Origin of the sequence: Methanosarcina horonobensis HB-1 = JCM 15518 (assembly GCF_000970285.1) — an archaeon.
Taxonomy (GTDB): domain Archaea; phylum Halobacteriota; class Methanosarcinia; order Methanosarcinales; family Methanosarcinaceae; genus Methanosarcina; species Methanosarcina horonobensis.
The window spans coordinates 4,299,028-4,312,836 of record NZ_CP009516.1 but is presented as its reverse complement, the minus strand read 5'-3'; the positions used below and the strand labels follow the sequence as shown (position 1 = coordinate 4,312,836).

At 42.6% G+C, this 13,809-nt stretch carries 12 protein-coding genes, 1 tRNA gene and 1 pseudogene; 8 read left to right on the top strand and 6 right to left on the bottom strand.

The window, feature by feature from the left end:
* Window positions 1–186: 186 nt before the first annotated feature.
* From MSHOH_RS18770 to MSHOH_RS18750, 5 genes are all read right to left on the bottom strand, one after another.
* Window positions 187–615 carry a hypothetical protein gene (locus MSHOH_RS18770; RefSeq protein WP_048141977.1) on the bottom strand — a complete coding sequence of 143 codons (429 nt, stop codon included), beginning with the start codon at window positions 613–615 and terminating at the stop codon, window positions 187–189.
* Between the two features lie 539 nt (window positions 616–1,154).
* Window positions 1,155–1,229 (bottom strand) — tRNA-Pro (locus MSHOH_RS18765).
* 205 nt (window positions 1,230–1,434) lie between these two features.
* On the bottom strand, window positions 1,435–1,986 hold the full coding sequence (locus MSHOH_RS18760; protein WP_048141975.1) for a UbiX family flavin prenyltransferase: 552 nt from the start codon (window positions 1,984–1,986) through the stop codon (window positions 1,435–1,437).
* Window positions 1,986–2,366: a prenylated flavin chaperone LpdD gene (gene lpdD / locus MSHOH_RS18755; protein WP_048141973.1), complete on the bottom strand. Its 381-nt coding sequence runs from the start codon at window positions 2,364–2,366 to the stop codon at window positions 1,986–1,988. The genes MSHOH_RS18760 and lpdD overlap by 1 nt, the downstream gene beginning before the upstream one ends.
* Before the next feature lie 4 nt (window positions 2,367–2,370).
* Entirely contained in the window at window positions 2,371–3,588 is a 1,218-nt protein-coding gene (locus MSHOH_RS18750; protein ID WP_048141970.1) for an HD domain-containing protein, read from the bottom strand.
* Between the two features lie 518 nt (window positions 3,589–4,106).
* Here MSHOH_RS18750 and cofD point away from each other — a divergent pair.
* From cofD to pscS, 8 genes are all read left to right on the top strand, one after another.
* Entirely contained in the window at window positions 4,107–5,036 is a 930-nt protein-coding gene (cofD, locus tag MSHOH_RS18745) for a 2-phospho-L-lactate transferase (RefSeq protein WP_048141968.1), read from the top strand.
* A gap of 276 nt (window positions 5,037–5,312) precedes the next feature.
* Window positions 5,313–7,406, top strand: a complete 2,094-nt coding sequence (locus tag MSHOH_RS18740) for an FmdE family protein (RefSeq protein WP_048141967.1) — start codon at window positions 5,313–5,315, stop codon at window positions 7,404–7,406.
* Window positions 7,407–7,834: 428 nt separating this feature from the next.
* The gene (gene hpt / locus MSHOH_RS18735) at window positions 7,835–8,407 is read left to right on the top strand and encodes a hypoxanthine/guanine phosphoribosyltransferase (RefSeq protein WP_048141965.1); all 573 of its coding nucleotides are present in this window, start codon (window positions 7,835–7,837) and stop codon (window positions 8,405–8,407) included.
* Window positions 8,388–9,395: a diphthamide biosynthesis enzyme Dph2 gene (gene dph2 / locus MSHOH_RS18730; RefSeq protein ID WP_048141963.1), complete on the top strand. Its 1,008-nt coding sequence runs from the start codon at window positions 8,388–8,390 to the stop codon at window positions 9,393–9,395. Before hpt ends, dph2 begins: the two co-directional genes overlap by 20 nt.
* 67 nt (window positions 9,396–9,462) lie before the next feature.
* On the top strand, window positions 9,463–10,056 hold the full coding sequence (locus MSHOH_RS18725; protein ID WP_048141961.1) for an METTL5 family protein: 594 nt from the start codon (window positions 9,463–9,465) through the stop codon (window positions 10,054–10,056).
* Between the two features lie 409 nt (window positions 10,057–10,465).
* Entirely contained in the window at window positions 10,466–11,440 is a 975-nt protein-coding gene (locus tag MSHOH_RS18720) for an exosome complex RNA-binding protein Csl4 (RefSeq protein WP_048141959.1), read from the top strand.
* 113 nt (window positions 11,441–11,553) lie between these two features.
* Window positions 11,554–11,832 (top strand): DNA-directed RNA polymerase subunit L, encoded by a 279-nt coding sequence (locus MSHOH_RS18715; protein WP_048141957.1) that lies wholly within the window; start codon window positions 11,554–11,556, stop codon window positions 11,830–11,832.
* A gap of 285 nt (window positions 11,833–12,117) precedes the next feature.
* On the top strand, window positions 12,118–13,278 hold the full coding sequence (gene pscS, locus MSHOH_RS18710) for an O-phospho-L-seryl-tRNA:Cys-tRNA synthase (RefSeq protein ID WP_048141955.1): 1,161 nt from the start codon (window positions 12,118–12,120) through the stop codon (window positions 13,276–13,278).
* Window positions 13,279–13,513: 235 nt separating this feature from the next.
* Here the strand turns inward: pscS and MSHOH_RS24095 are convergent.
* Window positions 13,514–13,788: pseudogene (locus MSHOH_RS24095) on the bottom strand (hypothetical protein); the annotation flags it as partial.
* Window positions 13,789–13,809 lie beyond the last annotated feature (21 nt).

Genomic DNA, 13,809 nt, shown 5'->3' with positions numbered 1-13,809 from the left:
TACAAGAACGAAAAAGTTGGAATCTCTGAAAATGCACTAACCTGATTTTTCAGGAAAAGATTATTAGCGCATGCCTGTCACATGAGATACAGGCATGTGCTTCTTCTTTCGTGCTTATTTTTCCTTTTCAATTCCTTTATTGAGTTTTGTTCCCTCTTTATGGAATTTTGTCCCTTCGTTTTTAGCTTAAAGCTGCTCGAAGAGCTCCATATTGTCGAGGACTGACTTGATCTTCCAGTATACATATCTCTTATATGCAGCAGGATCTGGGATATCATATATTACGTTTGCATGAACGTTCCACGCAACACTTTTGACAAGCTCGCTTCTTTCCAGCTCATCTATAAAATATCTGAGCTGGCTGAGATCGTCTATACTGTCCCTCCAGTCTCCAGCCCTGAGTTCGCTTCCCCTGTCCTCCTGTGTCATCTCCATCTTCCGCAGGGCAAATGCATATACCTCTAGCAGGCTGATGTTTGTAGACGAGACGTTCCTGACAATCGGGTTTCCTTCCCGCATACTTTCTTTCAGCCTTTCAGTGAATGAAAAGATGTCTTCGGATGTCAGGGTATTTTCAGCTATCTTTCCTTTTAATGTTTCGAGAGTCTGTTTCATGATATTTTACCCCTACATAAAATAACTGGTATAGCATAATTTCAAAGGGTGAGTTCCAGGAAATACTTATTCACACCTAAAATAAGTAATCAGTTTCTGTATTAAAATGATTCTAAATCAGTCAGTTCTACGAAGCTATTAACTCACGCTTAAAATATGATAAGATGCTTTTCAGTATTAAAATTATCCGTCATTTATAAAGATATTACTTAAGAATTAATATTTTTTAAGCTGCAATTTTAAGCCTCGTTTTAGAATACTACGTCAGAGTTAATGTTTTTTAGATGGGAATATAAGTTTCAGTGCTTACGTATTTTTGCATGTCTGATTGATAAACCCCTGGTAAGATGATGAAAACAGTTAAAGTTATAAAAGCGGTCAAAGGTTATACAGAACTAAAGGTTATACAGAATTAAAGGTAATACAGAATTGAAGGTAATACAGAATTAAAAGTAATAAACAATTAAAAAGGATTTAAAAACTGTTAAGTAATTCTTTTCTTCCAAATTTTCGAAAAATTTCCACAAAAGTAAAAATGATGGGATAGCGCGGATTTGAACCGCGGTCCAAGCGTCCCAAACGCTCGAGGATGGACCAAGCTACCCTACTATCCCATAAGGGCTTCCTCTCAAAGGAGGTTATCCTTTATATAGCTTTCGTTAGATCATACGGCTGTATTCTGACTTCAAGAATCAAAAATCGGTTTTATTTGCTTAACTTTCGAGTTTCTTTGCTTCATTTCAGGATTTCCTTACTTAACTTCCGGATTTACTTAACTTTTAAATTTGTGAAGGAATCCATTTGTCCTTCTGCCATTTTTCACTCCCAGCGCTGATAAATGTCATTTTCGATTCCTAAAAGATCAAGTGCCCTGCCAACCATGGTATCTATGATCTCTTCCAGGGTTTTCGGTCTGGAGTAGAAGCCCGGACATGCCGGAAGAATGCTTGCTCCTGCTTTTTTGGCTTTGAGCATGTTCTCGAGGTGGATAAGGTTCAGGGGAGTTTCTCTTGTCATGAGGATCAGTTTTCTCTCTTCTTTGAGGCAAACGTCTGCGGCCCGTGTTATCAGGGTATCGGATATCCCGTTTGCAACTGCCCCGAGGGTTTTCATACTGCATGGAGCAATAACCATCCCTGAAGTTTTGTAAGAGCCGCTGGCTATGGGAGCTGAGAAGTCTTTCTGAGAATAATTCCATGTTGCCAGCTTTTCCACTTCTATGGGTAAGTAATCGGTTTCGATCTCGATTATCTGTTTTGCAGCTTCTGTCAGTACAAGATGGGTTTTAATCCCTTTTTTTGCCAGTACTTCAAGCAGGCGGATTCCATACTGAACCCCTGAAGCCCCGCTGATACCTACAGTTATTTCCATTATTTGCTTCTCCTTGCGGTCATATCACTTTTTTCACAGGATGCGATAAAGCTTCCAACCATTTCCTCTGCAGTTGAGACTATTTCTTTTATCTCTTCCAGGCTGATGTTATCCACATGGATACCGGCAACAACTACCGATGTTTTCCCTGTTGCTCTGCTGACCCTCCTTGCGCTGTCAAGAGCAAGCTGTTCTTCCCTATGTCCTGGCAGTGTAAGTACGGAAGAACTGGCTCTACCGCTCTTTTCATCAAACACTCCCACTGCAACTGCACCCACATGCTCTTTTCCGCCGGTAAGGGTCAGCAGATAGTCTTCCCCCAGTTTCTTTACTTCGAGCGTGATTTCTGTTCGGCTGATTTTTTTTGTTATTTTAAACAAAATTTTACTCCTGCACTTTAGTTTCTTCCAGATCGCTCAGCTTAAACTGTTTCGTGACTTTTTTTACGTTAAAGTATTCCTTTGCAGCTTTTTCCACAGCTTCACAGTGTTCTTTTGGGCAGTAAACTCCCATTCTCCAGTTATCCATGTGAGCTTCCTGCAGTATGGACACAAAATGTGAAGCTTCATTAAGGGGGATCAGTTTACGGTCTGTCTTTATCATTGCTTTCATTTCAAGCATTTCAGGAGTTTTTGGAATGTCCACAAGCACGCACTGCTGGTCTACCCCGGCAAGTTCTGCAATCTCCTTCTCAGCTCTCTCGATTTTATCCCTATGCTTGAGTACACCTTTTCCTGCTTCCTCAAGCCCTATATAAAGAGCCCGTTTATAGAGTTTTCGTGTATCGAGCCGTCTGGCAAGTTCTCCCCCATACCCTTTCGCGTTTCGCATGGCTGCTACGAGGTCTATATCGTCCATCTGTCTTAGCCTGAATGGATCAAGCTCTCCGTTCTCGATCATATGCTGAACGGCTTTTGAGCACATAGCTTCCGAGATCCTGGTCACATGATGATAATAAACCGAGGTATTCATCCAGAAGCGGGAGACCAGAAGAGACTCGGCTGCTTTAAGTCCCCCGTAATCTATGACAAGCCTGTCTTCGTGAAAATGCATCTGGTTAATCAGGCGATTGTAATCAACAACCCCAAAAGCAACACCTGTATAATGAGCGTCCCGGACAAGGTAGTCCATCCTGTCCACATCTATTTCACTGCTGAGGATCTGTCCTAAAGAGGTTTCGCCTTCGACATGTTTTGCAATGTCTCCTGGGGAAATCCCGTACTTTTTAAGGACTTCTTTTATTTCCTCTTTCCCTACAATTTCCTTTATCTCGTCATGCCTGCGCCTTGTATATTTATAAATAACATTCTCTGTTACGTGGGAAAAAGGGCCGTGTCCTACATCGTGCAAAAGGGAAGCAGCTCTGATCTCCATTTTTTTATCCTCGTCAATCGAGTCGAGGTTTTTCATCAGCATAGAGGCAAGGTGCATGGTTCCGAGAGAGTGTTCAAAACGGGTATGGTTTGCTCCCGGGTATACAAGGTTTGAAAAGCCAAGCTGCCTGACTCTTCTGAGTCGCTGCATCTGGGGGATAGCCAGAAGTTCCTGGACGATTTCATCCAGTTCTATGTAACCATGTACGGGATCAAGGACTACTTTCATGACAAATAAGCAGGGTACCCGTGACTTTAGTCATGGGAGGAATGCGTCAACATCCCCTTGCTGCCTTTTTTCCACCTCGTTAATTATTTTCTGTATTAAGTCATTTATATATTATGTATTACCCGATACCTCTTTTGAGGCGAGGCACTTCTGAGGAAACAGAAGAGGCGAGGTTGAAGTTCGGGGTAAATACAATGCCTATCAGGTAAAGTGATTGGTAACAATCTCTCTGAAATAATTTTTAAAGGTTCTTGGTAGTGTAGGGCGTGCTTTCGAAAGCTACGGGTCTGGTAAACCCTGTGTCAACCGTCCAAACGTAGGAACATGTTACCAAAGTAACGGTTACTTACAAGCTTTCGACTGAAGTCGAAAGTAGTTGACTAATCTTTAGACAGATGTCATTATATATTGTTGTATCTATTACTTTGATGCTATTGCTTTGATAAGCAAATTACAGGGCACCTGCTGCCCGAATGCTGAAAAAAATTTAGAAAAAGGCATTAGAAACAGGTATTATCATGATTATATTTTCAGGCGGCACCGGAACTCCCAAACTCCTTGACGGGCTCAAGGAAATCCTCCCGCCGGAGGAACTGACCGTTGTTGTAAACACTGCCGAAGACCTGTGGGTTTCTGGGAACCTGATCTCTCCAGACCTTGATACAGTGCTCTATCTTTTCTCAGACCAGATTGATCGGAAAAAATGGTGGGGCATAGAAAAAGACACCTTCAGGACTTATGAACGCATGCAGGAACTCGGAGTCGAAGAGAGCATGAAGCTCGGGGATATGGACAGGGCAACTCATATTATCCGCTCGAACCTTATCAGGGGTGGAGCGTCTCTGACAGAGGCAACTTTAAAACTTGCTTCCATTTTCGGAATTGATGCAAAGATTTTGCCGATGTCTGATGATCCTGTTTCCACTTACATAGAAACCGCTGAGGGAGTAATGCATTTTCAAGACTTCTGGATAGGAAAACGTGGAGAACCCGATGTGCTGGGAGTCGATATAAGGGGAGTCTCTGAAGCTTCGATTTCTCCAAAAGTACTCGAAGCCCTTGAAAAGGATGGCAACGTCCTTATAGGTCCAAGCAACCCTATTACGAGCATAGGTCCTATTATTTCCCTTCCCGGAATGAAGGAAATATTGCAAAAGAAAAGGGTCGTAGCAGTTAGTCCGATTATTGGCAATGCCCCTGTCAGCGGGCCTGCCGGAAAGCTGATGCAAGCCTGCGGGCTTGAAGTCTCTTCTGCAGGAGTTGCGGAATATTATCAGGATTTCCTGGATACTTTTGTTTTCGATGAAAGAGATCAGGCAGATGAATTCGCGTTTGAAAGGATTGGATGCCGAGCTGCCCGTGCCGACACCCTCATGACCTCAACTGAAAAGAGCAAAGAATTGGCAGAGATAGTAATAGGACTTTTTGATACTATTGTCTGTCCTTAATCTTCCTCCTTAATTTTTCTTTCTCTCTTCTTAATTTTTTCCTTCTCTCTTCTTAATTTTTTCTCCTTTTCCTCTTCTTCCGGTAAGTTTCGTTCTCCTTTTTCTAACCAGTATCTGTCTTCAGCGTTAACAAAATCCGAAAGTTTTATGTATTATTTTCTTAATTTTTTGTAACACTAAAAAACATAAAAATAACAATTTATCTTAATTATTAATTTAAACGCATCTGGCAAATGTTACTTTTGTCAGATTAATTAAGCAATTAGAGGTAAGAGTATGATTAGAAGAAGTGTGTTTGCCAACAGGAAAATCAAAGCAAAAGTCACAAGTTTTATTTTCCTTACAGTACTCATTTTTTCCCTTGGTTCCATTCCGGGGGCGGCAACTGAAACTAATAATCAGGAATTGATGGCTCAGGTCTTTGCCGCAGCCGAAGAAGATCTGGGAGTTCTTGGGCCTGAAGATGCCCTTATAATTACGGATCTGGGCTCTCCTGCAGAATCTTATGTCTTTCTGGACAGTTTTTACTCGGAATTTTATGGAAGGGACCTGAAATATACAGACAATCTTCTTGTCGTTCAGAACGCAAGAAATGCCCCCCTCTGGTTTGCTTTCTTTGACAAACCCAGCGGAAACTGTACTTATATTGAGGTTTCATATGGAGAGAATAATGAGATAAGCTACCAGGTGACGGAAAATATCGACTTTGATGTACTTTCCGAAGGCCCTGAGTCCGTAGCAGCCTGGAATGAAAAAGTAAACTCAAAGGTTTTTGACGGGCGTGAATTTGCTATTCTTACAATTTGCAATGCCTGGGCAACCGGAGACCTTGATTACGAACTGATGCAGTGCCTTGAAATACACAACCACTTCTGTCCGGGAGTTTCCAGTGGCTTTGTGCTTGCAAACTGGATGGAAGAAAACTACCCTCTTGAGGAAGGGGTAAGTTATACGGTTTTTTCCTGCCCTAACTGGTGCAAAGAAGACGTTTTTATAAAGCGCTGGGATGCCACCCCCGGAAAAGGAGGGATCTTTGTCTCTGCGCTTACGGATGAAGAAATAGAAGCAATCGGGAACTCTCCTGCCGGAATCTTTGTGGTTACGGATAAGAACGCAGGAACAACGAAGGCAGTGGTTCTCGGGTTTGATTTTGATGTCGTGAATGAGAAATGCGGGGCAAAAGAAGATGATCCTGCATGGGTTTCTAAATACCTGATGGATCTCTGGCTTATGGACAGGGATAACTGGGATGAGAAAGGACTTGTTACGAAAATCGCAGTCATTGACATTGATAAGGATACCCTGAGTGAAATGAAACGGGCGGGTTCCAATCCCTATGAAGTTCTCGGGCTTCTCAACTCAACTGGAAATGTTAATCCTCCAGTTGATAACAAGGAACTGATGGCTCAGGTCTTTGCTGCAGCCGAAAAAGAGCTTGGAACTCTCGAACCTGAAAACACCTTTGTATTGACTGACATGGGTACTCCTGCTGAATCCGATGTTTTTCTAAATGACTTCTATTCGGAGTTTTATGAAAGGGAGTTACAGTATACAAAGAACCTGCTTGTAGTCCAGAACGCAAGAAATGCTCCCCTCTGGTTTGCCTTCTTTGACAAATCAAGCGGAAACTGTACTTATATTGAGGTTTCATACGGAGAGAAAAATGAGATAAGCTACCAGGTGACGGAAAATATCGACTTTGATGTACTTTCCGAAAACGAGGAGTCCGTAGCAGCCTGGAATGAAAAAGTAAACTCAAAGGTTTTTGATGGGCGCGAGTTTGCTATTCTTACAATTTGCAATGCCTGGGCAACCGGAGACTTTGATTACGAACTGATGCAGTGCCTTGAAATACACAACCACTTCTGTCCGGGAGTTTCCAGTGGCTTTGTACTTGCAAACTGGATGGAAGAAAACTACCCGCTTGAGGAGGGAGTAAGTTATACGGTTTTCTCTTCCCCTCAGTGGTGTAAGGATGATGTTTTCTTAACACGCTGGGATGCTACCCCCGGAAAAGGAGGAATCTGGGTCTCTGAACTTCCCGACGAAGAAATTGAAGCAATTAACGACTCCCTTGCTGGAATTTTCGTTGTTAAGGATAAAAATGCCGGAACTCTGAAGGCTGTTGTGCTCGGGTATAACTCTGATACTGTGAGTGAGCGGTGCGGGGCAAAAGAAGACGATCCTTCCTGGGTTTCAAAATACCAAAAAGACCTCTGGCTTATGAATCCTGAAAATTGGGATGGCCTTGTTACGGAGATCGCAGTCATTGACATTGATGAGGCAACCCTGAACGAAATGGAACAGGCAGATACAAATCCTTATGAAGTTCTCGGACTTCTCAACTCGTCAGGGAGTGTCAGTACCTGAAAAATTAAATTCCTGGAATCGGTAACTGGATGAATAAGTTTAAAGTAGAGCAGAATGTCAGGTACAGATGATTAAAGGCTTTTGACGGGTTTTTAACTTTTTTCTTTTTTACCCTGACTTTTTTCTATTTTTATAGTTTTTTACATATTTCCTTACCTTTATTATCCTTAAATTTATTAATACTGAGATACCTATTTGTTATAAATTTCCTGCACCCTGAACATAAACGGGCTCGAATTGGAAAACCAAAGCTATATCAAGTACTTTGATGTTTCCTTGAAAGCGATTTATCTTTCCCGGCAATAGGTCTGCACACTTTATCTGCATACCTGTACACATATCTCCGGGAAACATTACACTTGAGGGAGCAGGCTTAATTTCAGACTTCTACTTCCCGGAATATCGAGACAGCCAGAAAGGTTAAAACCATGCTTGAAAGACTGAAAGATTCACTGATTAATTCCCCTGTGATCAAGCGAGGGGAATACAACTATTTCATCCATCCTATCTCTGATGGCGTACCTTCTATCGATCCCCACCTGGTTGAGGAGATCGCTGAATATATTCTGCAGATTACCAATATTAAAAAAATTGATACCATTCTTACGATTGAGGCTATGGGCATTCCGGTTGCAAATGCACTCTCCCTGAAAACCGGAATTCCTCTTACTATTGTCCGGAAACGGCCTTACTTCCTTGAAGGGGAAGTGGAACTCTCCCAGAGCACAGGGTATTCTAAGGGTGCCCTCTATATAAACGGGCTCAAAAAAGGGGACAGAGTAATTATCGTTGACGACGTTATCAGTACGGGGGGAACTCTCCTTGCCCTTGTAAGGGCGCTGCAGAACATGGGCGTTGAGGTAACGGATGTAATCTCCGTTATAGGGCGCGGAGATGGTTATCTTAAACTGAGGGAGCTCGGAGTTGAACCCAAGATTCTCGTTACAATTGATGTGAGCGAGAAAGGTGTGGAGATCAAAGATGCCTTTAGGAATCAGTGAAGCATTCGACCTGAGACCTGACTATATAATCAGCGTAATAAGAGATACGAAAGCAAGACTCGTAGGCTTTCAGTTCCCTGAAGGGTTAAAACGCAAAGGTCCGGAGCTGGCAAAAGCGGTTGAGGAAGCTACCGGGGCTGAAATTATTATCTCAGGGGATCCGTGTTTCGGAGCCTGCGACCTGGACAGGACTCTTCTTGACCACGTTGATATTCTTTTCCACTTCGGGCATGCAGAGCTGGAAGATATAAAGCTTTCAGATAAAGTATACTTTATCGAAACACGCTCCTCAATTGATGTTCGGCCTGTTGTTAAAATGGCTGTCCCTGAACTTAACGGGCAGAAGATAGGGCTGATTACCACTGTCCAGCATGTCCATAAGCTTCCTGATGCGTGTAATGTGCTCGAGAGCCTGGGAAAGACCTGCGTTATAGGACACGGTGACTCTCGCATCGCCTATGCAGGACAGGTACTCGGATGCAATTTTTCGGCGGCGCGAGATGAAGATTGTGACGAATACCTTTATATCGGAAGCGGAGATTTCCATCCCCTGGGAGTAGCTCTTTCCACAAAGAAGCGTGTCCTTGCAGCCGATCCTTTTTCCGGAGAAGTCCGTAAGGTAGACCCTTCAAGGATTCTGCGCCAGAGGAGTGCGGTAATTGCAAAATCTCTGGATGCACAGACTTTTGGAATAATTGTTTCAAGCAAAAACGGACAGAAGAGAATGGAGCTTGCCTCTTCTTTAAAAGAACTTGCAAAAAATCACGGGAAGGAAGCACACCTGATCCTTATTGATCTGGTAACCCCGGACCAGCTGCTTCAGTTTAAGGTAGACGCTTTCGTTAATACTGCCTGCCCGAGGCTTGCTGTGGATGAAGTCGGACGTTTTCCTGCCCCTATGCTGACGCCTCAGGAGTTTGAGATCGTGCTTGGAGAACGTGAGTGGGAAAAGCTTGTGCTGGATGAAATTACCGAAGAGCCTGTGTAATCACCAGATCTATGGTTTCATAATTTTATCAGACATATAATTGAGTAATTGAGAAAAATCAAAAGATATGAAACAGAGAAAACTTGAAATTCTGCTTGAAGAAATAGAAGGTTTTTCCGATCCCGAACTTGAACTGGAGCAATACCAGACTCCCTCTCTTCTTGCTGCGGAAATACTCCATTTCGCTTATATGCAGGGAGATCTTGCCGACTCCATTCAGGATCTGGGCTGCGGTACAGGAATTCTTGCAATAGGAGCGAAACTTCTGGGAGCCAGGAAGGTAGTGGGATACGATAAGGATCCTGAAGCTCTTGAGATTGCAAGAAAAAATGCCGAAAAACTTGGAGTGGAAGTTGAATTCGTTTGTTCCGATATCACGGAAGTTTCGGAACGGGTAAAAACCACACTTATGAACCCTCCTTTCGGGGCAAGAGTTAAAGGCAGGGATAGACCCTTTCTTTCGTCAGCATTAAGAACAAGTGAAGTAATATATTCCATCCACAACCGCGGAAGCCTTGCTTTTATCCAAAAGTTCATTAAGCCTGCGGTCATTACACACTCGTACGTTGCGAAGTTCCCTCTAAAGAGAACTTTTGACTTTCACCAAAAAGAAAGAGAAATCATTGAGGTAGAGATTTACAGAATTGCTGTTCATGAATAAAACCTGGATTCAGGAATCCTTTAAGGTATCATGTTTTACAGCTTACATCTTCATGCTCCATTCTAAAAGGTAGAATTAATAAGTCTTTTGAACAAAGAAAAGATCATAAGATAGAGAATAAATCCATAATATAGAAAATAAATGTACGATATAAATTGCACATCGGGATGAATAATCTCAGGTGTACTCTGAGCGAGTACTCATAATTAATAGCCTCTGTGCATTATACAGTAAGTATAATGCGTACTGAAAAAAAAAGAATTGCTGGAAAAGAATATAGAAACAAAATGTTTTCCATTTCTGAAATGAGTGAACTAAGATTCATTTCTGCCAAAAATTCCGTAATGATTAGAAAAATTGTTACAATGATTATCTATATCACTAATAGCGATAATTCGAATGAGGGATCATGATTAGAATTCGAAAAAATAAAACTACTAGGAAAAAATTAACGGGTCCTGGTGAAGGAAAGCCTGGAACTGATAAGTCGGTTCCAGCAAATGAAGAAAGCAGGGATCAATTTAAGGGCCAGCAAAGGGACCAGCCTAGGGTTCAGTTTAAAAGTCAACCAAGAGACCAGCCAAGAGACCAGTCAAGAGACCAGTTTAAAGGCCAGTCCAGGGCTCAGTTTAAAGCTCAACCCAGAGACCAGTCCAGAGATCAGTCCAGGGATCAGCCCAGAGGACAATCAAGGGACCAGTTCAAAGGTGATCCTAACAAAAAGAGAAAGTTCCCCTACCCCAAGAAAGGTCCGAGAGATAGAAAGGAAGCACCGGGTTTCAGGCCGCCTGCCGGAGAAGCCGTGAAATCTGAAGAAGATCTTGAGAAAGGGGGTTTTGTACTTCCGGGAGAGCTTGTCGGCACTACAGAGGAGTTCAAACCAGGCGATGGAACAGCAGTAATTGGTGGAGACATTTATTCTACTGTTACAGGCAATGTATTCATTGACAGAAAAGCCAGAGTAGTCTCTGTAAAGCCAAATACTCTTACTCCCAATATCCTGAAAGTAGGAGACATCGTATACGGCAGAATCACTGACGTGCGCGAGTCCGGGGCAATGGTGGAAATTGCAGGAATCGAAGGAAAAGAGAACAGGGAAATCGTCAATGTAAGACCCGGAGATATTCATGTCTCCAATGTCAGGGACTCCTACGTTAAGAGGCTGGCAGATGAGTTCAGACCTTCCGATATCGTAAGAGCCAGGGTTGTTGACGTTGAAAGAATGCGCCTTACCACAGCTGAAGATTCTCTTGGAGTTGTAAAAGCTTACTGCTCAAACTGCAGAGGAGAACTCGTGCTGGAAGGGAAAAAGCTTAAATGCCCTGTCTGCAATATGACTGAAACCCGTAAGATCTCAACCGAGTACGGGAAGGGAATCAAATAAATTTCTCCTTCCCTATCTTACTTTATGCGGGTTTCGGCATTTATGGCAATCATGTATTTTACGGCAACTAGTCATAGCCAGCTATATTATTCACCATTTACAGGTGGTCACCAGTGGAACTGAACATTCTTAACAAAACAAATAACGAGCTTGAAGTCGAGCTCAGAGGCGAAACTCATACCCTTCTCAATCTTCTTAAGGACCTCCTGATTAAAGATGAAAGGGTTGAAACGGCTTTTTACGACATGAAATATGTGAGCATCAGTGAACCTGTCCTTTATATTAAAACCGATGGCACGGATCCGATTCTGGTTTTAAAGGAGACCGCAGAAATCATCGTTTCTCAATGCGATGAATTTATTGATGTCTTCAGCAAGGCAGCGAATGCCTGAAGCTGGACTGCATGACGTCTTTTTAAGGCGTTTTTCTCCTTTTCTTTTTTATCAAGGGGATTTTAATGATAAAGTTCGGGCGTCTGCTTCTACTGTCTTTTAGTTCTTTTTATAATTGTTTCTGGAATACTTTTTTATGAGTTCTCGGCATATCACTGAGTGCATAGAGCCTTAAGAGTTCAATTAAGGGAAATATAAACCTATCCGGTAAATTATTTTTGAATTTTAGGCTAAATTTACACTATAAATCAGGAATTTACAGTTCTTACATGAGGTATAAAGAAAATGACACTTGATGACTCATCCTTACAGAAGTTTGGTTTTATAAAGAGAGAAACCCTTGGCAGCATAAATATCGACCCTCTTCAGACAGGAGGACTTTTGACCGAGGCTGCTAAACGCTCCCTTATTGAATGGGGAGATGGTTACTCTGTCTGTGACTTCTGTGGTGGAGTTCTCGACCTGATCAAAAAGCCTCCTATCCATGATTTCGTACATCAGGCTCTTCCCGAGTTTCTGGGCTGCGATGAGGCAAGAGTTACAAACGGAGCAAGAGAGTCAAAATTTGCAGTGATGCACTCCATGGGAAAACCCGGAGACTGGATTGTGCTTGACGGACTTGCCCATTATTCTTCCTATGTTGCAGCCGAAAGAGCCGGCCTGAATATTAAAGTAGTTCCGCATGCAGGCAGCCCGGAATATCATATTGATCCGGAGGGATATGGCAGGGCAATCGAAGAAGTTACAAAAGAAAGCGGAAAACCTCCAGCTCTGGCACTTGTTACTTATCCTGACGGAAGTTACGGAAATATTCCTGACGCCGGGAAGATTGCATCTGTCTGCCATGAATATGATGTGCCTCTTCTTTTGAATGGGGCATACTCCGTAGGCAGAATGCCGGTCTCGGCAAAAAAAATCGGGGCTGATTTCATCGTGGGCAGCGGGCATAAGTCTATGGCGGCGTCCGGTCCTGTCGGAGTTCTCGGAGTAAGTGAAGAATATGCTCCTATCGTACTCCGGAAATCCGTTCATAATAAAGTAAAGGAAGTCGAACTTCTGGGATGTACTGCCCGCGGGGCAACGGTTATGACTCTGATGGCTTCTTTCCCCGAGGTTGTAAAACGAACCCGAAACTGGGATCAGGAAGTCGAAAACGCCCGCTGGTTCTCTTCAAGGCTTGAAGGCATGGGCTTTATCCAGCGCGGGCAAAAACCGCATTCTCATGACCTCATGTTCTTTGAAGCCCCGGGTTTCTATGAGATATCCCAGAAAGTCAAGAATGGACGGTATTTCCTTTACAGGGAGCTCAAAGAGCGCAACATCCACGGCATCAAGTCCGGACTTACTAAATATTTCAAACTCAGCACCTTCGGACTCGGAAAAGAAAAACTCGGTACTGTTGCGGATGCTTTTGATGACATTCTGACGAAATACGAGGGCATTTAAGCCTGCTCAAATTGTCTTTTTTTGACGCCTGAATCTATTTCTCAATTGAAGTTTTAGATTCTGGGCTGTTCTATTTCTTAATCACTTTATTTCCTTATTTCAAGCTACTTTATTTCCTTATTCTTAATTTGCTCCTTGTTGTTTTTGTTCATTTTTTTCTTTCCTTTTCTAATAGTCCAGCAGAGACAGAAAATATTGGCTCTTCGCTGTTTCTCGTGGGCAACTCAAATTTAAGTTTTCCTAACTTTGGTTTATCCTCAATACCACTTTGGAGACCTTCCTCCAAGTAGCGCTTCTTGACTTCCCAACAGTATTCCTGCTGACATCCGGTACTTCAATGATCTCTATATCTTTTTGGGCTTGTTATTCGAAGAATATCATGTGTTTTTTATTCTTGTTTGCAAGTAACAGTGTTCGTGCTCTTGTTAGTTCTCGTGCATCTTTCTGCCCCTTTTTAACAAAGCCTCAGAGGTATTGTTTCTCATCTTCTTCAAGTTTGATTTGCGCCATCATAGATTTATAAACATTCAA